Below are 24,432 nucleotides of genomic sequence, written 5' to 3'. Positions count from 1 at the left end.
CGCACAACAAATCCGGGACCGCACGCGGCAGAATGGGTTCATGACGCACCGGAGCAACTGGGCGGGCACCTACGAGTACCGCGCCGCCGACATCCTCGAACCCGAGTCGATCGAGGAGGTGCAGTCCCTGGTCCGCTCGAGCGACCGGATCCGCGCCCTCGGGACCCGCCACTCCTTCAACGCCCTCCCCGACACCCCCGGCACCCTGCTGCACTTGGGCCGGATCTCGCCCGACCCGGTGATCGACGCCGACGCCAGCACCGTGACGGTCGGAGGAGCGACGCGCTACGGCATCGTCGCTCAGCACCTGCACGCGGCGGGCTACGCCCTGCACAACATGGGCTCGCTCCCCCACATCTCGGTCGCCGGCGCGATCTCGACCGGCACGCACGGGTCCGGCGACCGCAACGCCAACCTCTCCTCCGCCGTCTCGGCGCTCGAGCTCGTCACCGCCGATGGGTCGCTCCGCACGGTCCGCCGCGGCGAGCCGGGCTTCGAGGGCCTGGTCGTCGGACTCGGCGCCTTCGGCATCGTGACCCGCGTCACCCTCGACATCCAGCCCACGTTCGACGTGCGGCAGGACGCGTTCGTCGACCTGCCCTGGGACCGCGTGCTCGACGACTTCGACGCGATCACCTCCTCCGCCTACAGCGTCAGCCTCATGACGCACTGGTCGAGCCCCACGGTCGAGCAGCTGTGGCTGAAGACCAAGGTCGAGAAGGGGAGCGTCGCCGACGTCGACGCGACGCACCTGGGTGCGATCGCGGCCTCCGCGAGCCTGTTCGCCGTGTCGGAGGGAGTGGACTCGAACCTGAACCCGTTCGGCGGGTCGGTCGGGCCGTGGTCCGAGCGACTGCCGCACTTCCGTCTCGATCGCGAGCCGAGTGCCGGCGACGAGATCCAGAGCGAGTACATGGTGCCGCGCTCGAGGATCCGCGAGGCGATCGTCGCGCTGCGCGCGATCGGCGACCGGATCGACGAGGTCCTGCTGATCACGGAGCTGCGCACCATGGCGGGCGACGACCAGTGGCTCTCGCCGGCGTCCGAGCGCGACAGCGTCGGCATCCACTTCACCTTCGCGAAGAACCGCGCGGGAGTCGACGCCGTGCTGCCCGCCGTCGAGGGCGCGCTGCTGCCGCTGGGCGCCCGGCCGCACTGGGGCAAGCACTTCCTGGCCGGAGCGGACGAGATCGCCCCGCTCTACCCGCACCTGCCCGCGTGGCGTGCGCTGGTGGCGGAGTGGGATCCCTCCGGCCGCTTCGCGAGCGACTTCGTGCGCGAGCGCCTGCTGGGCTGACGCCGGCGCGAGATGCCACTCCGGTACGCGACACGCCGACGAAGGCGTCCCGGAGTGGCATCTCGCGGGCTCGTCAACGGGGTGATCCCGCCTCGGGTGGAGTCGTAGCGTCGAAGGGGACGAGAGGGAGGCACCCATGCCGGCACGCGACGAGATCCCGTCGACCATCGAACGTTCCGAGAAGCACGCGCAGGACCTCTGGTCGGCGGCGCACGACTCCGCCGTCGAGAGCTACGGAGAGGGCGAGCGCGCCCACCGCACCGCCTTCGCCGCGCTGAAGCACGAGTACGAGAAGGTCGGCGACCACTGGGAGCGCAAGGACGAGAACGGCCCGTCCGACTCGCGCGCCGCCGAGCGCGGCACCGACGGCGGCGGCGAGACGGCGGGCGGAGTCGACGCGAACGCCTCGAAGGCGCACCTGATGGACCTCGCGAAGCGCCTCGAGATCTCGGGCCGCTCGCGCATGACGAAGGACGAGCTCGTCGACGCGCTGCAGAAGGAGAACGCCCGCCAGACCCGCAAGGCCCGCTGAGGGTTGGGCACGCGGATCTCGATAAGCCCGCCGCGCGGGCTACTCGATCAGCAAGCAGACCCCGCTGGTCGAGTAGCCGCCGCAGGCGGCGTATCGAGACCCCCGTCACCAGAAGGGCGGATCCCGGTACGCCCCGCCCCTCACCGCAGCAGCACCGGCCCCGCCCCGATCGCGACGCGGAACAGCGAGTACGGGTAGGCGCGCAGGTCCACTCCGCCCTGGTAGTCGGCCTGCCGGTGCAGCTGGTTCGCCGTGAAGTAGAGGTGCTCGTCCGTCGCGACCGACATCGTGTCGGGCCACAGCATCCGCTCGTCGTGGACCAGCGTCTCGAGCACGCCGTCGCTGCGCCGACGCAGGATCGCGTTGTGCTCGTAGTCCGTGGCGTAGAAGCGCCCGAGCGCGTCGGTCTCGAGCCCGTCCGATCCGCCGCCCTTATCGCCCTCGTCGACGACGGTCGCTGCGACCTCCTCGTCCGGCAGCGCGCGGTCCACGAGCGCCGCCGTCGACACGCTCCACCAGCGCCGCGAGACCAGCGGGCAGTACCAGAGCCGCTCGCCGTCGGCCGAGATCGCGATGCCGTCGGCGCCCATGGTCACAGGCTGCGGATCGCCGTCCTCCGGCCGCTTCATCAGCACGCGCCCCTCCGCCACGGCCACCATCTCGGGCGGTGTGAGCGCCTTCGTCGAGGGGTGCTCGTGCAGCCGGCGCCACGCCTCGCCCGACTCGAGGTCCACCACGATCAGCCCGTTGGGCCCGGAGTCCGCGGAGTCGGTGATGTACGCGACTCCTCGGCGCAGATCGAAGCGCACGTCGTTGAGGTAGGTCGTCGGCAGGGCCACATCGGGCTCGAACACGATCACCTTCTCGACCGTGTCGGTGGCGAGGTCGACGCAGACGAGCTTCGGTCCACCGCGCTCCGTCGGCTGGAACAGCGGGCTGCCGGTGTCGAGGATCCACAGCCGGTCGGCCGGATCGACGACGATGCTCTGCACCGAGACGAGCGCGTTCTCGTCGTGGTCGCTCGCGGGGCTGTTCCACTCCTCGCTCGGGAACGGCACCGCCACTCCGTCGCGCAGCTCGACGACCGTCGCGGGCACCTCGTCGCCCCACTTCGGGAAGTTCACGAAGATCCGCCCGGTGTGCGAGACGCTGACCCCGGTGGGCATCGGCCCGCTCTCGAACGCGTGCACCAGCTCGAGCTCGCCGACCGGCTCGTCGACCGGCCTGGTCTCGCGCCCGGCGTCGTGCTGTCCCCAGAAACTCATCGGATGCCCTCCTCGCGTCGGCCGCGCGGCTCGCGACCTGTGTTCGACGCTAGGCACGCGGGGCGCGGAGCGAAGGCCGCTTGACAGGCCGCGGAAGAGCGGGGCAGGAGGATCCAGCGCGCTCAGCGCAGCGAGTCCCGCACCGCCGTCAGCCCGAGCTCCAGCTCGGCGAACGTCGTCGACAGCGGCGACAGACCGATCCGGATGCCGTCCGGGTTCCGGAAGTCCGGGATCACGCCGCCCGCCTGCAACCGCGGCACCAGCTCCGCGAACGACTCGTGGTCGATCGTGATGTGCGAGCCCCGGGCGGCGGGGTCGCGCGGAGTCGCCACCCGCACGCCGAGCGGCACGAGCCACTCGTCGACGAGCTCCAGCGCGTAGGCCGTCATCGCCTCCGACTTCGCGCGGATCGCCGGCATCCCCACCTCGGCGATCAGCGCGATCATGTCCTGCATCGCGAGCATCCCGGTGATCGGAGGCGTGCCGCTGAGGAAGCGCCTCATCCCCTCGGCCGGACGGTAGCCGGGCCCCATCTCGAACATGTCGGCGACGCCCATCCAGCCCTGGATCGGCTGCGTCAACGACTCCTGGTGCCGCTCGGCGACGTACGCCCAGGCCGGCGCGCCGGGCCCGCCGTTGAGGTACTTGTAGGAGCAGCCCACGGCGAGGTCGGCGCCCCACGCGTCCAGCTCCATCGGCACGGAGCCGACCGAGTGGGAGGCGTCCCACAGCACGACCGCGCCGGCGTCGTGCGCCTGCGCGGTGATCGCCGCGGCGTCGGCGAGGAAGCCCGAGCGGTAGGCGACGTGGCTGAGCAGCACGAGCGCGGTGCGGTCGCCGAGGACCGGCGCGAGGTCCTCGGGCCGCACGCCCGCCTGCGGATCGGACGAGACCCAGCGCAGCGTCGCTCCGGTCTCGGCCGCGATGCCCTCGAGCACATAGCGGTCGGTCGGGAAGTTGTCGGTGTCGACCACGATCTCGTCGCGGCCGAGGGGCAGCTGGTGCGCGAGCGCCGCGCGAGCGAGCTTGTAGAGCAGCACGGTGGTGGAGTCGGCGACGACGGTCTGCCCGGCCGCCGCTCCGAGCGCCGCGGCGCCGAGCGCATCGCCGACGGCGAGCGGCATCTCGAGCCAGCTCTCGGACCAGCCGCGGATCAGGCGACCGCCCCACTCCTCCTCGGCGAAGCGCTGGAGCCGCTTGATGCTGGCGCGCAGCGGCCGCCCGAGCGAGTTGCCGTCGAGGTAGGAGCGCACCTCGGGGGTGCGGACGAAGAGCTCGGGGTACTGCGCGAGCGGGTCCCGGGCGTCGAGGGGATGCATGCCCTCACCCTACGGTCGCGGTGGCGCCTCTTCCGGGGGTGGACGGCGGCGGCTGCCCGCGACCCACTCCTCGAAAGTCGTCGTGCTCGAGCCCGAGTACGACAACTCCTGCGGACTCGACCTCGAGCGCTTCCTCCTTCCGCAGAAGTTGCGGGAAGCGCGCGCCGTCACCGCAACTTCTGAGGAACCACAACACCTCCACCCGCTCCTCCAAAAGTTGCGGGAGACGCCACCCGCTACCGCAACTTCTGAGGAAGCACGGCACCTCCGCCCGCACACCCCGTCTCCGATCTGTTCCGTCCTCCAGAAGTTGCGGGAAGCGCGCGCCGTCACCGCAACTTCTGAGGAAGCACGGCGACTCGAGCCTCCGCGCCCCGACCACCCCCGCAACCCTGAGAAATCAACGAGCAGACGCCGATCCGCGCCGCACCTACCGTCGAGACAGGACGACCCTCGCCCCCGATCCCCGGAGCCGCCCCATGCCTGCAACGCCCACCCGACTCGCGCACGAGCCGCGCGTCCTCCGCACCGCACCCGCCCTCGCCCGCCGCTCCGACGACATCCGGGAGCACTCCGCATGAGGCTGACCGACACCAGCGACCTGTGGTGGCGCTCCGCCGTCTACTACAACCTCGACGTGAAGACCTTCATGGACTGGAACGACGACGGCGTCGGCGACCTCGAGGGCCTCGCGCACCGGATCGACTACCTCGCCGAGCTCGGCGTCAGCTGCCTCTGGCTCGCGCCGTTCTACCGCTCGCCCGGCAAGGACAACGGCTACGACATCAGCGACTTCTTCGGAGTGGACGAGCGCTACGGCCACCACGGCGACGTGGTCGAGGTGATCCGGACTGCCCACGACCGCGGCATGCGCGTGATCATCGACCTGGTCGTGAACCACACGTCCGACCAGCACCCGTGGTTCCAGGCCGCGCGCTCCTCCCCCGACAGCCCGTACCGCGACTACTACGTCTGGCGCGACGAGGTGCCGGCCGACCAGCCCGCGAACGTGTTCCCCGATGTGGAGGACGGAGTCTGGTCCTTCGACGACGAGGCCGGCCAGTACTACCTGCACAACTTCTACCGGCACCAGCCCGACCTCAACACCGACAATCCTGCGGTGCGCGACGAGATCGCGAAGCTGGTCGGATTCTGGCTGCAGCTCGGAGTCGACGGCTTCCGCGTCGACGCGGTCCCGTTCCTGATCGAGCCGGGCGCGCACGACGAGCACGAGTGGCTGCGGCTGCTGCGCCGCTTCGTCTCGCGCCGGTCGGGCGAGGCGATGATGCTCGGCGAGGTCAACGTGAGCCGCGACCAGCAGCTCGCCTTCTTCGGCGGGGCCGACGCCGACGAGCTCTCGATGCAGTTCGACTTCATCGGCAACCAGCGCCTCTACCTGGCGCTCGCCCGCGGCGACTCGACACCGCTGGCGGAGGCGATCGCGAGCCGTCCCGAGATCTCGATCGGCAGCCAGTGGGCCAACTTCGCCCGCAACCACGACGAGCTGACCCTCGACCAGCTCGAGGACTCCGAGCGCGACGAGGTCTTCGCGGCGTTCGCTCCGCACGAGGCGCAGCGGATCCACGGACGCGGCATCGTCCGCCGCCTCCCGCCGATGCTGGGCGGTGATCCCCGCCGCCTCCGCATGGTCTACAGCCTGCTGTTCTCGCTCCCCGGCGCGCCGGTGCTCTACTACGGCGAGGAGATCGGCATGGGCGAGAACCCCTCGATCCCGGGACGCGGCGCCGTGCGGACGCCGATGCAGTGGAGCTCGGCCGCGAACGGCGGCTTCTCGCGCGCGGACGCGTCCGCACTGATCGCGCCCGTCACGGGGGACGGCTTCAGCCCCGAGCACGTGAACGCCGCCGACCAGCTCAAGTCCCCGGAGTCGCTGCTCGCGCACCTGAAGGGCCTCGCGTGGCTCTACCGCCGCTCCCCCGAGATCGGCTGGGGCGAGTACACGCACCTCCCCGCCGACGAGTCGTGCGTCTTCGCGCACCGCATGTCGGCGTCGACCGGGACGACCGTGGCCGTGCACAACTTCGCCTCGAGCCCGCGGACCGCGGCGCTGACCGTGCCCGGCACGGAACCGGGCGCGCGCCTCGTCGACTCGCTGAGCTCGGAGGAGTACCCGGTCGGCGACGACGGCGCGGTGTCGATCCCGATCGACGGCTACGGCGGCCGCTGGTTCCGTCTGCTGTCGGTCGGCTCCCGCCGCCTGGTCTGACGCGGTCCCCGCACTTCGAGCGCCGACTCCGCGAGAGTCGTCGTACTCGTGCCCCCGTACGACGACTCCTGCGCACTCGGCGGCGGTGCTCGCCGCGTCGGAATCCATCCGAGCGCGACTCCGCGGAAGTCGTCGTACTCGACGCCCAGTACGACGACTTCCGCGTACTCGGCGCGCCTGAACCCACCCGGCCGGCGACTCCGCAGAAGTCGTCGTACTCGAACACCCAGTACGACAACTTCTGCGGACTCGAAGGAGTCATGCAGACGCGGGGGTCCGACCGCCCCGCATCCGCCTGAGAGTCCGCGAGGCGTTCTCACGGGAGACGTCCCTACTGTTGCTCCGTGGATCTCGACACCCTCCTCAACATCGGCCTCGTCGTCCTGTTCGTGCTGATCGGAGGAGTGTTCGCCGGCACCGAGATGGCGATCGTCAGCCTCCGCGAGAGCCAGGTCCGCGCCATCGAGGCGCAGGGCGAGCGCGGGGCCCGCATCGCGACCCTCGTGCGGAACCCCAACACGTTCCTCTCGGCCGTCCAGATCGGCGTCACGCTCGCCGGCTTCTTCTCCTCCGCCTACGGAGCGTCGACGATCGCACCCGACCTCGCCCCACCGCTCGAGGCTCTGGGTCTGTCGGCCGGAGTCGCCTCGACGGTCGCGTTCATCGGCCTCACGCTGGTCATCGCCTACCTCTCGCTCGTGCTCGGCGAGCTGGTGCCCAAGCGACTCGCCATGCAGAAGTCGGTCGCCTTCACCAAGGTCCTGGCACCGCCGCTCAACGGGTTCGCGCGCCTGATGCGCCCCGTGATCTGGCTGCTCTCGGTCTCGACCGACGGAGTCGTGCGCCTGCTCGGCGCCGACCCGCGCGAGAAGGGCGAGAGCGTCTCCGCCGACGAGGTGCGCGACATGATCTCGAGCAACACCGAGATCCACGAGGACAGCCGGCGCCTGCTCACCGACATCTTCCGCGCCGACGACCGCCGCGTCGCCGAGGTGATGCGTCCGCGCCCGGACGTCGACTTCCTCCGCGGCGAGCTGCCGCTCGAGGAGGGCTACCGCGCGGTCCTCGACCAGCCGCACTCGCGCTACCCCGTCGTGGGCGAGAACCGCGACGACGTGCTCGGCTTCGTGCACGTGCGCGACCTCATGGCGGCGTTCCCGGAGGCGGGCGAGCCCGGCACCGCGAGCAGCGTCTCGGACATCACCCGCCCGATCCTCGCCGTGCCCGGCTCGACGAAGGTGCTCGCCGCTCTCCGCACGATGCGGCAGGACGGTCACCAGATCGCCGTCGTCGTCGACGAGTACGGCGGAACCGACGGCATCATCACGCTCGAGGACCTGCTCGAGGAGCTGGTCGGCGAGATCTACGACGAGTACGACGGCGCCCGGCAGGACGTCGATGCGAAGGCGGCCGAGCAGCTGCAGGACGTCGACGGCGGCATGATCCTCGAGGACCTCGAGGAGCTGCTCGGCGTCGAGCTGCCCGACGGCCCGTACGAGACCGTGGGCGGATACATCCTCGACCGCATCGGCCGGGTGGCCGTGGTCGGCGACTCGATCGTCGTCGGCGAGTACGTCCTCCGCGTCGCCGAGACGGACCGCTACCGCATCTCGCGCGTGACCCTCACCCCGCAACCGGCCTCGTCGAGCCCCGCGGAGCCGGCCGAGCCGTCCGTCTAGCCCAGGCTCCCCGGCAACGGCGGCGACCCGGGCGGTCGTCCCGCGCGCCTCACGGCAGCCGCGTCTCCACCCACCGCGTCGCCGGAAGCCCCCGCGCTCCCGGCCGCGCGACCCACAGCCCGCCCGCGAACGGATGCGCCGCCCGCTCGTCGGCCGAGAGGTCGCGCGAGGCCGACGTGATCACCGCCACGTCGAGCCCCTCGCCCGCGAAGGCGATGCTCGAGCAGTGCGGCGCGTCGATCCGCACTCCCTCGCCCTCGACGAGGCGCCCCTCGGAGTCGTAGACGCGCACGCCGGAGCCGCCCCAGATCGAGACCCACAGACGACCGTCGGCGTCGACGGTCATCCCGTCGGCGAAGACCCCCTCATCGAGCTCCACGAACGGCTCGCGGGCGCCGTGCGACCCGTCGAAGTAGGGCCGGCGGAAGATGACGCCCGACTCGGTGTCGATCGAGTACATCACCGCACCGTCGAGAGACCAGCCGAGCCCGTTCGAGAGCCGCAGGTCGTGGTCGAGCACGGTCACCGAGCCGTCGTGCTCGAGGCGCAGCAGCACGTCGTCGCCCACCGACTCGCCGAGGGTGAGCGAGCCGACCACGAGCCGCCCCTGCGGGTCGATGGCGCCGTCGTTGAAGCGGTGCCCCTCGGGCAGGAGCTCGGAGCCGCGGGTCAGCGACCCGTCGACCTCGAGGATCGCGAGCCGTCGAGTCAGGGCGACGAGCACCCTCCCGTCGCCGATCGGCAGCGCGCAGCCCACCTGCTCGCCGACGTCCGACCGCGAGACCGCGCCGAGCCCCTCGGGAACGAGCGGAGCCGACAGCACCGCGCCCGCCTCGATGTCGACCCAGGTGAGGCGGCCGGTCGAGGCGTCCCAGACGGGACCTTCGCTGAGGACGTAGGAGGGGGTGCCCGCGGGCGTCGCGTCGATCATGGACTCAACCTAGCCAAGGCTCCCGGGCACCGTCCCGGGGGTGGACGCCGCCGGGGAGAACGCGGTGGAACCCCGGCTGTGGAGGAGCCGACTCGAGCGCGACCGCGACCCGGAACGGACAGTTCTACACCCTCCGCACCCCACTCCGATAGCCCGACGATACGAATTCCCGCGCGGGTCTATCGTCGTGTCTCGCCGCGACCGGAGGGGCCTCCCGCAGAACGAACCGGGGCGACAGGAAGGCGTGCGCCATGTCGACCACCGACACCCCTCGGGGCCCCGTCCGGAGCCTCGTCCCCGCCCGCATCGACCGGCTCCCGTGGACGCGGTTCCACTGGTCGATCGTCGTCGGCCTCGGCTTCTCCTGGGTCCTCGACGGACTCGAGATCCAGATCGTCGCGAGCGCCGGCTTCGCGAAGGAGTTCGACCTCTCGGCCGCACAGGTCGGCGTGCTCGGCACCGTCTACCTCGTCGGCCAGATCGCGGGCGCCCTGATCTTCGGCCGCCTCAGCGACAAGCTCGGACGCCGCAAGCTCTTCATCCTCACCCTCGTCATCTACCTGCTGGCGAGCGGCATCGCCGGCCTCTCGCCGAACTACGCGTTCCTCGCGGTGTTCCGCTTCTTCGCAGGCATGGGCATCGGCGGCGAGTACGCGGCGATCAACTCCGCGATCGACGAGCTCATCCCCTCCAAGTACCGAGGACGCGTCGACATCGCCATCAACGGCACCTACTGGGGCGGTGCCGCGCTGGGCTCCGCCGCCAACCTGTTCTTCCTCAACGACGAGATCTTCGCCGAGAACGTCGGCTGGCGGCTCGGCTTCTTCCTCGGCCCGATCCTCGGACTCGCGATCATCTACCTCCGCCGCCACATCCCCGAGAGCCCGCGCTGGCTGATGACGCACGGCCGCGAGGAGGAGGCGGAGCGCACCGTCGACGAGATCGAGCGCCGCGTGCAGAACGAGGGCGGTGTCCTCGAGCCGGTGGACGACGCGAAGGCGATCACCGTGAAGGCCACCGAGAGCATCCCGTTCCGCACGATCGCACGGGTGCTCATCCGGCAGTACCCGAAGCGGACGCTGGTGGGCGCCACGATGATGGTCACCCAGTCCTTCCTCTACAACGCCATCTTCTTCACCTACGCGCTGGTGCTCGAGAACTTCTACGGCGTGGAGCAGAGCGCCGTCTCGTACTTCTTCTTCCCGTTCGCGATCGGCAACCTGATCGGCCCGCTGGTGCTCGGCCACCTGTTCGACGTGTGGGGCCGGCGCAAGATGATCTTCCTCACCTACGGCGTCTCGGGCGCGGTCCTCGCCCTGTCGGCCGTGCTGTTCAGCATGGACGTGCTGACCGCGACGACGCAGACGATCCTCTGGTGCGTCTCCTTCTTCTTCGCCTCCGCGGGCGCCTCGAGCGCCTACCTCACCGTGAGCGAGATCTTCCCACTCGAGCTGCGCAGCCAGGCCATCTCGTACTTCTTCACCCTCGGCCAGATCGCCGGTGCGATCGCCCCCACGCTCTACGGCGTGCTGATCGGCGACGGCAGCGACCGCGGTCCGCTCACGATCGGCTACTTCGTCGGAGCGGCGGTCATGATCGTCGGCGGAGTCGTGGCGCTGGTCTTCGGCGTCGACGCCGAGCGCCGCAGCCTCGAGAGCATCACCGAGCCGCTGTCGACGGTCCGCGACGGCGACTGACGTGCAGAACGTCGGCCGGGAGTGCCGCTCAGCCGCGATCGTGTCCGACGGGCACTCCTGACCGACGTTCTGCACCACGCGCGCGCCGAGGAGCAGCGGCGCTGATCCGCCGAACCGGACTTCCCTCGCGGAGGGTCACGCGCACAACATCAGCCAGGAGCAGGGTCTAACCCCTGACAGCCGACAGACCCCCTCCTCAGCAGAGGTTCCGCATCCGCTCCACCTCGAGCAGGCCCAGGGCACTCGCCCGCCACATCCGGCCCCTCGGGCAGGGTCACGCGCACAACATCAGCCAGGAGCAGGGCATAACGCCTGACAGCCGACAGGCCCCCTCCTCAGCGGAGGTTCCGCAGCTCAGAGCGCCCCGGGCGGCACCGGCGGCGCGTCCGGCACCTCGTCGACCGCGGTCCGCGGCCAGATGACGGTGGGCATCCGCTGCCGCTCGGTCAGCGCGAGCGCCTCGCGCACATGGCCGAGCACGTGCGCGGCGAACCCCGCATCGGCTGCGCCCGGCGGGTCGAACGCGTCGAGGAGGTCGCGGAGCACGCGCTCAGGAGGGACGGGGAGCTGTTCGGGTTCGTTCACGTCGACCACTGCCGATCCGGAGGTGGGTCTCGCGCCGGGGTCCAGGGCACGCCGCGAGTGGAGAGAGGGTCGACGCCGCGGCGTCGGATCGAGCGGGGACTCCCGTCCCCGCCGTCGCACCGGGTGCGGACTCGACATGGTCGTCGTCGGCACCCTGTCATCCATCGTGTAAGGCTCCCCGCTGGCGCCCCCTCCTGGGAGTGGGTTGACAGCGCTCCTGCGGGCCTCGGTCAGCGCAGCCCGTCCAGCACCGCCTCCAGCTCGTCGACCGCGAAGTCGATCTCGTCCTCGGTGACGACCAGCGGAGGAGCGAGCCGGATCGTGGATCCGTGCGTGTCCTTCGCCAGCACGCCGCGTGCCAACAGCGCCTCGCAGACCGCCCGGCCCGAGGCGAGCGCCGGGTCGATGTCGATCCCCGCCCACAGTCCCGCGCCGCGGACCGCGACGACGCCGCGGCCGATCAGCGCGGTCAGTCGCGCGTGGAGCTGCGCGCCGCGGGCGACGGCGAGCGCCTGGTACTCGCCCGTGGCGAGCATCCCGACGACCGCGAGGCCGACGGCGGCGGCGAGCGGGTTGCCTCCGAAGGTCGAGCCGTGCTGACCCGGCTGCAGCACCCCCAGCACGTCGGCGTTCGCGACCACGGCCGAGACGGGCACGATGCCGCCGCCGAGCGCCTTGCCCAGCAGGTACACGTCGGGCACGACGCCGACCAGGTCGCAGGCGAACGTCGCGCCGGTGCGGCCCAGGCCCGACTGGATCTCGTCGGCGATGAAGAGGACGTTGCGGCGCGAGGTGATCTCGCGCACCGCGGGGAGGTAGTCGGCCGGCGGCACCACGATGCCGGCCTCGCCCTGGATCGGCTCGATCAGCACGGCGACGGTGTCCTCGTCGATCGCGGCCTCGAGCGCCGCCGCGTCGCCGAACGGCACCGTGCGGAACCCCGGCGTGAACGGGGCGAAGCCGTCGCGCGCCTCCGCGTCGTCACTGAACGAGATGATCGTGGTCGTGCGCCCGTGGAAGTTGCCCGCGGCGACGATGATGTTCGCGCGTCCCGGCGTCACTCCCTTCACCCGGTAGCCCCAGGCGCGCGCGACCTTGATGCCCGACTCCACGGCCTCGGCGCCCGTGTTCATCGGCAGCACCATGTCCTTGCCGGCGAGCGCCGCGAGCGCGGTGACGAACGGGCCGAGCCGGTCGTTGTGGAACGCGCGGCTGGTGAGGGTGACGCGGTCGAGCTGCTCGCGGGCCGCGGCGAGCAGCACCGGGTGCGAGTGGCCGAAGTTCACGGCGGAGTAGGCGGCCAGGCAGTCGAGGTAGCGGCGGCCCTCGACGTCGGTGATCCACGCGCCCTCGCCGGTCGCGGCGACGACGGGCAGCGGGTGGTAGTTGTGGGCGGCGTGCGCCTCCTCCTCCGCGATCAGGGCGGCGGAGGCGGTGGTCGTGTCCAGGATGCTCATGTCGGTCCTCTCGTGATCGCGGATCAGCGGCGCAGCTCGAGGGTGCAGCACTTCACGCCGCCGCCGCCGAGCAGCAGCTCGGACAGGTCGACGCCGATCGGCTCGTAGCCGCGCTCCCGCAGCTGGCGCTCGAACCCGGTGGCGCGCGACGCGATGACCACGTGCAGTCCGTCCGAGAACGAGTTCAGGCCCAGGACGGAGGCGTCCTCCTCGGACACCAGGATCGCGTCGGGGTAGAGGCGCTGCAGCGTGCGGTTGCCCTCGTCGCTGAACGCGCTGGGCAGGTAGGCGATGGTGGAGTCGTCGAGCACGGCGATCGCCGTGTCGAGGTGGTAGAACGACGGATTCACGAGCTCGAGGGTCACGACCTCGCGGCCGAAGACGCGGGCGACCTCGGCGTGCGAGTCCGAGGCGGAGCGGAAGCCGGTGCCCGCGAGGATGCGCTCGCCGACCAGGAGGAAGTCGCCCTCGCCCTCGTTGACCTCCTCGGGGACGCGCACGTCGAAGCCGGCGCCGCGGAACCAGTCCATGTAGGCGGGGCCCTCGGGCTGGCGCTCGGGGTAGGTGAAGGAGGCGCCGTAGGCGATGCCGTCGATCACGAAGCCGCCGTTCGCGGCGTAGACCATGTCGGGCAGGCCCGGCTCGGAGTCGATCAGCTGCACGTCGAAGCCGAGGCCGACGTAGGTGTCGTGAAGGGTCTGCCACTGGCGGACGGCCAGCGCGGTGTCGGTGGGGACCTGCGGGTCCATCCACGGGTTGATGCGGTAGACGACGGTGAAGTGCTCGGGGCGGCACATCAGGACCGTCTTGGCGACGGGGGTGCGGGTCGTGGCGCCGGGTCGGGCGGAAGTATCGGTCGTGTCGGTGGGAAGCACGGCGGTGTCGGTCATTCGAGTCCTCCTGCGAAAGGCTGCGGATGAGCGGACCGGGTCCAGTGGCGCCGGGTCCCGCGGAGGATCATCGCGGAGTGGCGCACGCTCGGCCCCAGTCTCGCACGCGCAGATCCTGCGATGTCCTCGACTGGGCGCACGGTATCGGCGGAAAGCCGCCGGCCTAAGCACGATCGTTGCGCACAGGGCACCTACCGGCGCGACCCCCTCCGGCCCGCCACCCCTCCCTTTCGGGGGAAGGCGACGACCTCCCGACGCCCCCTCCGGTACCGACCCGATCACTAGTCTTCAGTCATCGCATCCGTCGCGGTCCTCCGCGGATCCTCTCGAAAGACTCGCCGTGCACACACCTCGCCGCCGCCTGCTCCCTCTCTCCTGCGTCGGCGTCGCCGCCGTGCTGCTCGCCGGCCTCGCCGCCGGACCCGCGGCGGCGGATCCGCTCGCGCCCGTGTCGCCCGCGGCCCCGGCCGACAGCTCCCGCGACCTCGCCTCCCTCGTCGCCGGCTCCGCCGAGCGCGAGAGCGCCGTTCCGCTCTCCCCCGCGAAGACGCAGCGTCAGACGGTCGACGCCACCGCGACCGCCGACGAGGTCGTGCTCTCGGGCCGCATCGTCCTGTCCGGCGCCGACGACGCGAACCCCGCGCCGACCGGCGACGCCTACTTCCTGCGCATCGAGGACGACCGCGGCGGCATCGTGGCCGAGGTCACGACCGCCGCCGACTTCAGCGTCTCGCTGCCCGTCGGCACGAACTACTACCTCCAGGCGTCGGTGCCCGGCAGCACCGCCTGGTACCCCACCTGGTTCGGCGACACCCCGATCGGAGTCGAGGCCGACGCGCTCGCGACGGACCGCGACGGCCTCGTCATCACCCTGCCCCGCACGGCCGCGGCGAGCGGCGGAGTCTTCACTCCCGCCGGCGCGGCCGACCCGACCTCGTGGGTCGTCCAGGCCTACTGGTTCGAGGAGGACGCCGGAACGCTGTACCCGTTCGACGAGACGGCCACGAGCAGCGCTCCGAACACCTGGGCCGACTGGTCCCTCTCCGGCGAGGACGCGCTCCCCCTCGGCGAGTACGTGTTCCGCGTCACCCAGCCGGGCTACCCCGCCTTCGACGACCAGTACTTCTCGAACCTCCCCTACGTGCAGCCGAAGGCGATCACGACGCTGCCTGCTGCCGGACTCTCCGGCGTCGACTTCCGCCCGACCGGCTTCGCGACCGAGACCGACCGCGTCTTCGGCTCCGACCGCTACGCGACCTCCGCGGCGACGACGCAGCTGGCCTTCGGCGACGACGGCACCCTCCCGGTGCTCTACATCGCCAGCGGCGAGAAGTGGCCGGACGCGCTCAGCGCCGGACCGGCGGCCTCCGTCCAGGGCGGAGCACTCCTGCTCACCGACCCGAACCGCGTGCCCGCGGTGATCACGGCCGAGATCGAGCGCCTGAACCCCGAGCGGATCGTCGTGGTCGGCAGCTCGCTCTCCGTCAGCGACCAGGTCTTCCAGACGCTCCAGCGCACCTCCGGAGCCGACGTCGAGCGCATCGCCGGCACCGACCGCTACGACACGAGCCGCAAGATCGTCGCGGACGCGTTCGGCGACGACTCCTACGGCATCGTGTTCCTCGCCACCGGATCCAACTTCCCCGACGCCCTGTCCGTCGCTCCGATCGCCGGCCGCCTCGGCCAGCCGGTGCTGCTCGTCGACGGAGCGAAGTCCGCGCTCGACGCGCCGACCCGCACCGCGATCGACCGCCTGCAGCCCGACCTCGGCGAGCTGCTCGGCGGAACCCCGTCGATCTCGGCCGGTGTGGAGGGAGACCTCGCCACCTCGGGTCTCGTGACCGAGGTCGGCCGCGTCGCGGGCGTCGACCGCCACGACACGAGCCGCCAGCTCAACGACCGGTACCCCTCGAACGAGCTCAACGACACCGCGTTCCTCGCGACCGCCACCGGCTTCGCCGACGCGCTCTCGATCGGCGCCGTCGCCGCGGCCTACGGCGCCCCGCTGTACCTCAGCGAGCCGAACTGCGTGCCGTACGCGACCCGCGTCGCGCTGCAGGCGAACGAGCTCGACTACGTGCTGCTGCTCGGCGGACCGACCACGCTGCAGCCGGCGATCGACTCCCTCGCCGTCTGCTGATCCGCCTGCTGATCCGTCCCCCGCGAACGCCCCGTCCCTCCGCCTCCGCGCGGTCGGGCGGGGCGTTCCGTCGTCCCGCGTCGGCCCACTACTGTCGGAGGGCCGACGTCGGACACACACTCCCGGAGACTCCATGAGCACCCTCAGCGCACGCCCTCTCCTCGTCGGGATCGAGACCGGGGGCACCAAGGTCGTCGCCGCCGTCGCCGCGGTCGACGAGCCGGAGCGCCTCCTCGCGACGACCACGCTGCCCACCCGCGGTCCGGTCGAGACGCTCGCCGACATCGCCGCGTTCGTCCGCGGCCACGGCGTCGACGGCTCCGTCGCGGCGGTCGGCGTGGCCTCGTTCGGACCGCTCGACGTCGATCCGCAGTCGCCCACCTACGGGCACCTGACCTCGACGCCCAAAATCGGTTGGGAGGGCGTCGACGTGCTCGGCCCGATCGGAGCCGCGGCCCCGGGCGCGCGGACCGCTCTCGTCACCGACGTGAACGGCGCCGCCCTCGGCGAGGCACGGTGGGGTGCCGCCGTCGGCGAGAGCGACGTCGTCTACCTCACGGTCGGCACCGGAGTCGGCGGCGGACTGCTCGCCGGCGGCCGCCTGCTCGCGGGCAGCGGTTGGCCCGAGGTCGCGCACCTCCTCCCCCGCCGTCACCCGGAGGACACGTTCGCCGGGACCTGCCCGTTCCACGGCGACTGCCTGGAGGGCCTGGTGGCCGGGCCCGCCATCAGCGCCCGCTGGGGCGTCGACGGCTCGAGCCTGGGCCCGGAGGACGCCGCGGCGAACCTCCGCTTCAGCTCCTTCTACCTCGCCCAGCTCGTCGCGACGCTCGCGTACGTGGCGGGAGTGCGCCTCGCGATCCTCGGGGGCGGCGTCTCGAAGACGCCGGGCCTCCTCGCGGCGGTCGAGTCGGAGGTGGAGCGGCTGATGGGTGCCCCGGGCGCGACGGGCACGGCGGCGGGGCCCATCCGGATCGTGCGACCCGGTCTCGGCGACGAGTCGGGCGTGCGCGGAGCGGTGTCGCTCGCGCAGTCGCTGCTCTGAGGCGTCAGCCGAGCAGCGCTCCGAGGCGTCAGCCGAGCAGCTCGGCGACCAGGCGCTCCACGCGGCCGCGGATGTCGTCGCGGATCGGGCGCACCTGCTCGAGCGGGAGTCCGGCCGGATCGGCGAGCTCCCAGTCCTCGTAGCGCTTGCCGGGGAAGATCGGGCAGACATCGCCGCAGCCCATGGTGATGACGACGTCGGACTCGCGGACCTGCTCGGTCGTCATGAGCTGCGGGACCTCGTGCGAGATGTCGATCCCCTCCTCCGCCATCGCGGCGACCGCGACGGCGTTGACGCTCGCGCCCGGCTCGGACCCGCCGGAGCGGACCTGAACGCGTCCTCCGGAGAGGCTCGTCAGGTAGCCGGCGGCCATCTGCGAGCGGCCGGCGTTGTGGATGCAGACGAACAGGACGGCGGGGGTGTCGCTCACGGGGGTCTCCTCGGGGGGGGGGTGGGGATCGGCCCGACGAGTATGGCGCGTTCCGGTGAACGACGGCGCTACCCTCCTGTCCATGACAGGACAGGACGCCGAGGAGCGCACGGAGCCGGGCGCGGGCCGCGACGAGACCCCCGAGGAGCGCTCGGACCGCAACTGGAACGAGATCCTGCAGGAGCTGCGGGTCGTGCAGACCGGCACCCAGATCCTCGGCGGCTTCCTGCTGACGCTCTGCTTCCAGCAGCGCTTCACCGAGCTCGCGCCGATGGACGTGGCGCTGTACCTCGTGCTCGTGTTCCTGGCGGCCACGGTGACGGTGCTGGCGCTGGCGCCGGTGGTCGTGCACCGGCTGCTGTTCGCGCGCGGCCGCAAGGCCGAGCTGGTGCGGTTCGGCAACCGGATCGTGCTGACCTGCCTCGCGGCGGGGTCGCTCCTGTTCGTGGGCGTCGTGACGTTCGTGTTCGACTTCGTGCTGACTCCGACGGCCGGGCTGATCGCGGGCGGGGCGGTGCTGCTGATCATCGCGGCGGTGTGGACGAGTGCGCCGGTGATCCTGCGGAGGCGGGCGCGCGGCTGAGGGCGGCGGTACTCCTGCCCTCGCTACCGGCCGCTGCCGCGCGAGGATGCCAGCCGGTCGCGGTCGCCGTCAACCGGCTTCAGCACGGGCGGCCCCGCTCCCTAGCGTGAGGGTGCGGCATCCGGCCGCCCGAGAGGAGATCCAGCATGAGCGCGACCGACGGACCCCAGGACAACCCGCAGAACCACGACACGGTGGACGACGCCGGAGTCGACAAGCCCTCGCAGGCCGAGGGCGACGACGCGCAGATCGGCGACGGACAGGGCGGCGACGCGCAGTCCGGCGACGCGCAGTCGACCGCCGAGGACGTGACGACCGCGGTCGACGACGACGACCTCGACGCCGGCGTCAGCGAGCCGACGGACTGAGCGTGATCCCCGCGCTCGGCGCTCTCGACAGCACGGCGGCCGTCCTCGCCGACGGCTACCTCTTCGGCACCAGGCGCTTCGCGCGGGTCGACGCCGACGCCTTCCGCACCCGGATCCTCGGCCGAGCCGTCGTGGTGGCCCGCGGCATCGAGGCGGCCCGCTTCTTCTACGAGGGGGCCCGCTTCGACCGGGCGGGCGCCCTGCCCGGCTCCGTCCTGCACCTCCTGCAGGACGAGGGCAGCGTGCAGACCCTCGAGGACGAGCAGCACCGCCGTCGCAAACGGCTCTTCCTCTCCCTCGTCGAGACCGCGGACGAGCGCTCGCGCCTCGTCAGCGCGTTCGCCCTGGAGTGGCAGCGCTCGGCGGCGCGCTTCGCCGGAACCCCCGTGCCGCTGCAGGACATGGCGGCCGAGGTACTCGGCGGGCGGTCCTCACCTGGGCCGGCATCGCACTGAGCGAGGAGGAGGCGCAGCAGCGCTCCGACGAGCTCCGCAGCATGGTCGACAACGCCGGGCGCTTCGGTCCGCCGAACTGGGCCGCGCGCCTGCGCCGTCGGCGCACCGAGCACTGGGCGCAGAGCCTGATCGAGGCGAGCCGCGCCGCCGGGATGCCTCCAGAGGAGGGCGCCGCCTCGATCGTCGACCGGATCGCGCACGCCGAGGAGGACGGCGCCGTGCTGCCGACCGACGTCGCCGCCGTGGAGCTGCTCAATCTGCTCCGCCCCACGGTCGCGGTTGGCCGATTCATCGTCTTCGCCGCGCTGGCGCTGCACGAGCACCCGGAGTGGCGCGACCGGCTCGAGCAGCCCGAGGAGCGCGCCGCCTTCGCGAACGAGGTCCGCCGCTTCTACCCGTTCTTCCCGATGGTCGGCGGGCGCGCGCGGACGGGACTGCCCTTCAAGGGCGAGACGCTGCCCGCGGGCCAGTGGTTCCTCCTGGACCTGTACGCGACGGACCACGCGGTCGCCCACTGGGACGCCCCCGAGACCTTCGACCCGTCGCGCTTCCTCGCCCCCGTCGACCGCAACGGCTTCGTCGCCCAGGGCGGCGGCCACTACGGCGACGGCCACCGCTGCCCGGGCGAGCCCGCCACGGTCGACCTCCTGGCGGAGGCACTCGAGCTGCTCACGACCGGGCACCCGTACGACGTGGCCCCGGGCCAGGACTTCTCGATCAGCCTCCGCTCGTTCCCGACGGAGCCGGCCGACGGGTTCGTGGTGACGTTCCGGGCGTAGGTCCGTCTGAGCGGTCCGTTCGGATGCCTCCTGAAGTGAACGGAGGCAAGGCCGTCGACGTAACGCTGCATTGCCACGACGTCGCGGCCGCTCGGGCCTGCTGGCGACGAGAGCGGGTCGCGCGACTTCTCTCGACGAGACGGGCTCCATCATCGGCCGTGCGGCCGCGTACTTTCCCGGTCGCGGGCCTGTCCGACACGGCCACCGGGTCCTCCCGCGGCCGACCGAACCGGGGTCCGCTCGCACGGGCGCGCAGGTCCAGGTGTTCACGCGTCCGAGGATCAACTCCCGCTCGTGCTCCGCAAGCGTGGCGAGCATGTTCAGCATCGACCGCCTGTCGACGTCGAGGCGTCGATCCCGACCGAACCTGCACCCCGCACTCACGCAGCAGGTGCCAAAGTCGATCAGCGATCGGCCTAGGCGATTGACTTAGCAGAAGACAACGGGGTCCCCGTCCTCGGCGTACTCGAGCTCCTTCTTAACCCCGCCGCTCGATCGTGGTCTTGCTCCCGGACGTCACGTCCGCGAAGACGTCCCGACTTGGAGGGCCTCTCCCGGCACCACCTGCGACGACTTAAGGCGAGGCAAGGTGCCGAGACAGTGAGACCTGCGCCGTCTCGGCCGATGCCGACCTCAAGAACGGACCTCGACGAGGTGTCTCCGAAAGCTAATGCTTTCCAGGACGCCAGAGACGTCCCGCCGAACGACCCCTATCGGACGGCATGGGTGCGGCCGCTATTGAAAAAGTGGTGTCGCACTTCGAGTAGTCGTACCGTGGCCATCAGCGACCCAGACCCCGTCGCCGCCCCCTCGAACCGTCGACCTAGGAACAGGCGTGCACTCGGAAGCACCTCCCCCACACCAGAGGGTCCCCTCCAGGGTGAACGAGCCCGGGAATATGTCGGTTCTCGCCGCGCTACTGAACGCGCTCGACCCACCTGAAGCGATCCACCCCGCGCTGGCAGAGCTGGTCGGAAATGCCGCTCGAGCGCTGCTGACTGATCATGTAGGCGGGACCGGTGCGTGACGTCATCCCTGCGCCGCAGTTGGGGACGTCCTAGCTGCAAGGCGCTAGAGCGCGGCCGACACATCCTCCGTCCCGTCGGCGCGGACCACGCGGCCGAGATCTTCGGCGATGGACGCATCGAGCGCGCCTGCGGCGATGACGTGTCATGAGCTCGGCAAGCGTACAAACGTTCCCTTCATCTAGATGCTCCATGCGGAAGCTCCCCTGATCGATCGACAGTCCGGCACTGACACCGGTGCAACGCGACGTCACCCTTGTCGACGTGATCCGAGCGCAGCGCCAGGAGCCTGACGGGTCGGAGAAATTCTCGAGCAAGATCGCCGGGCGCATGCTGATCACATGGCGGCGGGTGGTGTCGGTGGTAGGTCCGGCAAGTCGAACACGGCCGAGCGCGGCCACATCTGCCTCGGCATGCGCATCCGAAGCGAAATCCGGCCGTTCGACGCAGTATCGAGTAGGTCGGCGGCATGCGCGAGGACATGCTCGGCATAGGCGGGGTGCACCCAATGCGGACCGGAGAACGCGGCGATCAGATCCTGAAGCGCCTGGATGGTCTCTTGCTGACTTTCGTCCCGCGGGGGCATGGTGGCTCGACTCGATAGTGGGAAGCTCTCCTGGTCGAGCGGTGACATCTGGGCTGACGAAGAGAGTCTGTGCACCTCCGCGAAGCGGTCGGCACCCGCCACGGTACGCCACGGGATCCGGCGGGCGGGGATTCGGACGCCGACGCAGGCAGAGCCTGTCCCGATGCGGGCTGGGCAGACAAGTCGTGCTGCTTTCTCAGATAGCGTGGTGTCGTGCCGAAGTCGTTGTCGATGAATGAGATCCGTGTTCGAGCCGCCCAGTTTTGCCGTGACTGGCAGGGCGAGCCGGGGGACGAGCGCCAGCAGGCGCAATCGTTTGTGCGGGATCTACTCGGCGTGTACGGGATCACCCAGACCCGCGCGGCCTTCTACGAGAAGCGGGTGAAGCGATCTTCGACAGGTTCTCGGGGCTACATCGACGCCCTGATCCCTGGCCTCGCCCTGATTGAGATGAAGTCCTCGGGCAGGGATCTCGCCGCGGCCGAGCAGCAGGCGCTCGACTACATTGACGATCTCTCAGATCCCGAAATGCCGCGATGGGTGCTCACGAGCGACTTTCATAGATTCCGCCTACTCGACCTTCACGCCGACAGCACCACACCGCCCCTCGAGTTCACGCTGTCTCAGCTACGTGACGAGGCGGCCGCTCTGGCCTTCTTTGCCGGGTACGGTGAGCGCGTTTTCGGCTCGAAGGCGCAGGAGGCGGCGTCGATCAAGGCTGCGAAGCTGATGGCCTCGCTCTACGAGGCGCTCGAGGGATCCGGGTATGATGATCACGAAGCATCGGTTTTCCTTGTCCGCACCCTCTTCGCGCTCTACGCCGACGACGCCGGCGTGTGGGATCGAGATCTCTTCCTTGAATTCCTCGAAACCCGGACAGCGAAGGACGGCTCCGACCTGGGTCCCCAGCTGTCTTTGCTCTACCAGGTCATGGGACGCGATCTTTCGCGCCGACAGTCGAACCTCGACGAGCTAATCGCTCGGTTCCCCTACGTGAACGGAGGAGTGTTCGAGGAGCCGCTCTCGATCCCCGCTTTCGACACCGCGATGCGCGATCGCCTCGTAGAGGCGGCCATGTTCAACTGGTCTGCGATCTCCCCGGCAATCTTCGGCAGCCTCTTCCAGGCGGTCAAGGATAAGGCCGCGCGTCGCGAGCTTGGCGAGCACTACACGACTGAGACCAACATCATGAAGGTCATCGGGCCGATGTTTCTTGACGAGCTTCGACAGCGTTTTACCGATAATTTTCACGACGCGCTCGCCTTGAAGAAGCTACGCACCTACATGGGCGAGATGCGGTTCCTAGACCCGGCGTGCGGCTGCGGAAATTTCCTCGTCGTCGGTTACCGACAGATGCGCGCCCTTGACTTGGAGGTGCTGGTACGCATCCAGGAGCTGACTGGCGAGACCTCTCGCACGATGTTCTTCACGGAGGAACATCTCGCTGTCAGGCTCACCAGCTTCCACGGCATCGAGCTCGAAGAATGGCCCGCGCAGATTGCGGCCACCGCGCTGCACCTGGTGGAGCACCAGGCGAATCAGGCGATGGAACTGGCGCTCGGCGACGCGCCGGATCCGCTGCCGCTGGATAAGATCCGGAGCATCCAGGTCGGCAACGCTCTTCGGATCGACTGGGTCGACGTTGTCGAGCCCAGCGACCGCCTTTACGTCATGGGTAACCCGCCTTTCCTCGGCCACGCGACCCGCTCTCTCGAGCAGGCGCAGGAGCTCCGCGACGTGTGGCGCCGCACGGACATCGGCCGACTCGACTACGTCACAGGCTGGTACGCGAAATCCCTCGAGCTGTTCAGCCGACCCGGCTACGCCGGCGAGTTCGCCTTCGTGTCTACGAACTCGATCGCTCAAGGTGAGCCGGTGCCGGCCCTGTTCGGGCCCGTCTTCGCCGCGGGCTGGCGGGTCAAGTTCGCGCATCGCACATTCGCTTGGACGAGCGAAGCGCCCGGCGCCGCAGCGGTGCACTGCTCCGTCATCGGTTTTGACCGGGCACCGAAAAAGCGGGCCCGCCTGTTCGACTATTCCGGCAACGTCAGGGGCGCACCCGTAGAACTTCCCGTCGTTGGTCAGCTAAACGGATACCTGGTGGACGGACCCAACGCGCTCGTCGAGCAGCGCCGCACACCCCTCGCGCCGCAGCTCCCGCCGATGGTCTTCGGCAACATGGCCCGCGACGACGGTAACCTTCTCGTCGAGCCAGAGGACTATGACGACGTCGCAGCTGACTCCGTCATCGCGAAGTACCTCCGACCGTTCGTCGGCGCCCGCCAACTCATCCACAGCGAACCGCGGTGGTGCCTCTGGCTTGTGGATCTTGACCCCAGCGACATCGCGCAATCGCCCGAGCTCCGTCGGCGCCTCGATGCAGTCCGACAGTTCCGCGCGGCATCCTCCGCCGAGTCGACCAGGCAGATGGCGGAGACACCGCATCTTTTCGGTCAACGCTCACAACCTGACACGCCATACGTATGTGTGCCGCGGCATGCCAGCGAGACCCGCCGCTACTTTCCAACTGCCCTCTTCGACCCAGACGTGATCTGCGGCGATGCGAACTTCAAGGCCGACGATCCGGATGGCATCGCGTTCGCAGCCATTTCCTCCTCGGCGTTCATCGCCTGGCAGCGCGCAGTGGGTGGACGCATCAAATCGGACCTGAGATTCTCGAACACACTCACATGGAACACTTTTCCCCTTCCTCTCCTCGCTGATCGGCAGCGCACCGCGATTATTGCCGGCGGGCAGGCCGTACTCGATGCGCGAGCGCTGCACCCGGAGCGGTCGCTGGCGGACCACTACAACCCGCTTGCGATGGCCCCGGAACTGCTGCGGGCACATCACGAGCTCGACGCCGCCATGGATAAGGCCCTCGGGCTTAGAGGCGCGGTCACAGACGATAGTCGTCTCCGAGCACTGTTCGGGAGCTACACAAAGCTCGTCGCCGAGAACAAGCTAGCAATGCCGTCCCCACCGACACGTCGCCGTGCGGCTAAGAGTGGGGCACCGGCATGACAGGCGCGGCTCAACACTGGCCATATCCAACTCGCACAGTACGCGGCAGCGCACAGGTCGATAGCGACGGTGAAAACCAAACGTGCGCCTGCGGTAACGACTCGCACAGCGAGGACTG

At 70.4% G+C, this 24,432-nt stretch carries 20 protein-coding genes; 12 read left to right on the top strand and 8 right to left on the bottom strand.

Annotated elements, in window-relative coordinates:
• The first annotated feature begins 40 nt into the window (after positions 1–40).
• The gene (locus ASF48_RS07815) at positions 41–1,297 is read left to right on the top strand and encodes an FAD-binding protein (protein ID WP_055789400.1); all 1,257 of its coding nucleotides are present in this window, start codon (positions 41–43) and stop codon (positions 1,295–1,297) included.
• A gap of 136 nt (positions 1,298–1,433) precedes the next feature.
• On the top strand, positions 1,434–1,829 hold the full coding sequence (locus tag ASF48_RS07810) for a ChaB family protein (protein WP_055789397.1): 396 nt from the start codon (positions 1,434–1,436) through the stop codon (positions 1,827–1,829).
• A gap of 140 nt (positions 1,830–1,969) precedes the next feature.
• On the opposite strand, the gene ASF48_RS07805 is transcribed toward ASF48_RS07810, so the two are convergent.
• Positions 1,970–3,094 (bottom strand): L-dopachrome tautomerase-related protein, encoded by a 1,125-nt coding sequence (locus tag ASF48_RS07805; protein WP_055789393.1) that lies wholly within the window; start codon positions 3,092–3,094, stop codon positions 1,970–1,972.
• 122 nt (positions 3,095–3,216) lie between these two features.
• Positions 3,217–4,413, bottom strand: coding sequence for a kynureninase (locus ASF48_RS07800; protein WP_055789389.1), 1,197 nt, complete (start codon positions 4,411–4,413; stop codon positions 3,217–3,219).
• Positions 4,414–4,990: 577 nt separating this feature from the next.
• Between ASF48_RS07800 and ASF48_RS07795 the strand changes: the two genes are divergently transcribed.
• Both ASF48_RS07795 and ASF48_RS07790 read left to right on the top strand, forming a co-directional pair.
• Positions 4,991–6,640, top strand: coding sequence for an alpha-amylase family protein (locus ASF48_RS07795; protein WP_055789386.1), 1,650 nt, complete (start codon positions 4,991–4,993; stop codon positions 6,638–6,640).
• A gap of 344 nt (positions 6,641–6,984) precedes the next feature.
• Positions 6,985–8,319, top strand: a complete 1,335-nt coding sequence (locus tag ASF48_RS07790) for a hemolysin family protein (RefSeq protein WP_055789383.1) — start codon at positions 6,985–6,987, stop codon at positions 8,317–8,319.
• A gap of 49 nt (positions 8,320–8,368) precedes the next feature.
• Here ASF48_RS07790 and ASF48_RS07785 read toward each other — a convergent pair whose 3' ends face one another.
• Positions 8,369–9,250 (bottom strand): SMP-30/gluconolactonase/LRE family protein, encoded by an 882-nt coding sequence (locus ASF48_RS07785; protein WP_055789380.1) that lies wholly within the window; start codon positions 9,248–9,250, stop codon positions 8,369–8,371.
• 251 nt (positions 9,251–9,501) lie between these two features.
• Here ASF48_RS07785 and ASF48_RS07780 point away from each other — a divergent pair, with 251 nt between their 5' ends.
• Positions 9,502–10,947: an MFS transporter gene (locus ASF48_RS07780; protein ID WP_055789378.1), complete on the top strand. Its 1,446-nt coding sequence runs from the start codon at positions 9,502–9,504 to the stop codon at positions 10,945–10,947.
• A 354-nt stretch (positions 10,948–11,301) separates the two neighbouring features.
• Here the strand turns inward: ASF48_RS07780 and ASF48_RS07775 are convergent, their stop codons facing one another.
• The 3 genes from ASF48_RS07775 to ddaH form a co-directional block, all read right to left on the bottom strand.
• Positions 11,302–11,532 carry a hypothetical protein gene (locus tag ASF48_RS07775; RefSeq protein WP_157603100.1) on the bottom strand — a complete coding sequence of 77 codons (231 nt, stop codon included), beginning with the start codon at positions 11,530–11,532 and terminating at the stop codon, positions 11,302–11,304.
• 230 nt (positions 11,533–11,762) lie between these two features.
• On the bottom strand, positions 11,763–12,989 hold the full coding sequence (gene rocD, locus ASF48_RS07770; RefSeq protein WP_055789372.1) for an ornithine--oxo-acid transaminase: 1,227 nt from the start codon (positions 12,987–12,989) through the stop codon (positions 11,763–11,765).
• A gap of 23 nt (positions 12,990–13,012) precedes the next feature.
• Positions 13,013–13,879: a dimethylargininase gene (gene ddaH, locus ASF48_RS07765; RefSeq protein ID WP_082481325.1), complete on the bottom strand. Its 867-nt coding sequence runs from the start codon at positions 13,877–13,879 to the stop codon at positions 13,013–13,015.
• A 340-nt stretch (positions 13,880–14,219) separates the two neighbouring features.
• On the opposite strand from ddaH, the gene ASF48_RS07760 reads away from it, so the two are divergent.
• Together ASF48_RS07760 and ASF48_RS07755 are read left to right on the top strand one after the other, a co-directional pair.
• Positions 14,220–16,019, top strand: a complete 1,800-nt coding sequence (locus ASF48_RS07760; protein WP_055789368.1) for a cell wall-binding repeat-containing protein — start codon at positions 14,220–14,222, stop codon at positions 16,017–16,019.
• A gap of 133 nt (positions 16,020–16,152) precedes the next feature.
• Entirely contained in the window at positions 16,153–17,064 is a 912-nt protein-coding gene (locus ASF48_RS07755; RefSeq protein ID WP_055789365.1) for an ROK family protein, read from the top strand.
• Between the two features lie 28 nt (positions 17,065–17,092).
• On the opposite strand, the gene ASF48_RS07750 is transcribed toward ASF48_RS07755, so the two are convergent.
• Positions 17,093–17,494: an arsenate reductase ArsC gene (locus ASF48_RS07750; protein ID WP_055789361.1), complete on the bottom strand. Its 402-nt coding sequence runs from the start codon at positions 17,492–17,494 to the stop codon at positions 17,093–17,095.
• 82 nt (positions 17,495–17,576) lie between these two features.
• Between ASF48_RS07750 and ASF48_RS07745 the strand changes: the two genes are divergently transcribed.
• The 4 genes from ASF48_RS07745 (at position 17,577) to ASF48_RS18940 (ending at position 19,679) form a co-directional block, all read left to right on the top strand.
• Entirely contained in the window at positions 17,577–18,077 is a 501-nt protein-coding gene (locus ASF48_RS07745; RefSeq protein ID WP_055791341.1) for a DUF6328 family protein, read from the top strand.
• Positions 18,078–18,223: 146 nt separating this feature from the next.
• Positions 18,224–18,445 carry a hypothetical protein gene (locus ASF48_RS18950; protein ID WP_082481126.1) on the top strand — a complete coding sequence of 74 codons (222 nt, stop codon included), beginning with the start codon at positions 18,224–18,226 and terminating at the stop codon, positions 18,443–18,445.
• A 2-nt stretch (positions 18,446–18,447) separates the two neighbouring features.
• On the top strand, positions 18,448–18,900 hold the full coding sequence (locus ASF48_RS18945; RefSeq protein ID WP_082481125.1) for a hypothetical protein: 453 nt from the start codon (positions 18,448–18,450) through the stop codon (positions 18,898–18,900).
• A gap of 41 nt (positions 18,901–18,941) precedes the next feature.
• Complete coding sequence (locus tag ASF48_RS18940; RefSeq protein ID WP_082481124.1) at positions 18,942–19,679, top strand: cytochrome P450; 738 nt, start codon at positions 18,942–18,944, stop codon at positions 19,677–19,679.
• 1,362 nt (positions 19,680–21,041) lie between these two features.
• Here the strand turns inward: ASF48_RS18940 and ASF48_RS07735 are convergent.
• Positions 21,042–21,338 carry a hypothetical protein gene (locus ASF48_RS07735; RefSeq protein WP_157603099.1) on the bottom strand — a complete coding sequence of 99 codons (297 nt, stop codon included), beginning with the start codon at positions 21,336–21,338 and terminating at the stop codon, positions 21,042–21,044.
• A 165-nt stretch (positions 21,339–21,503) separates the two neighbouring features.
• Between ASF48_RS07735 and ASF48_RS07730 the strand changes: the two genes are divergently transcribed.
• Positions 21,504–24,314 carry a class I SAM-dependent DNA methyltransferase gene (locus ASF48_RS07730; protein ID WP_235577211.1) on the top strand — a complete coding sequence of 937 codons (2,811 nt, stop codon included), beginning with the start codon at positions 21,504–21,506 and terminating at the stop codon, positions 24,312–24,314.
• Positions 24,315–24,432 lie beyond the last annotated feature (118 nt).

Origin of the sequence: Rathayibacter sp. Leaf299 (assembly GCF_001423055.1) — a bacterium.
GTDB classification, from domain to species: domain Bacteria; phylum Actinomycetota; class Actinomycetes; order Actinomycetales; family Microbacteriaceae; genus Rathayibacter; species Rathayibacter caricis.
Note: the sequence above shows the minus strand (reverse complement) of the source record. Positions and strands in the feature narration are given on the sequence as shown.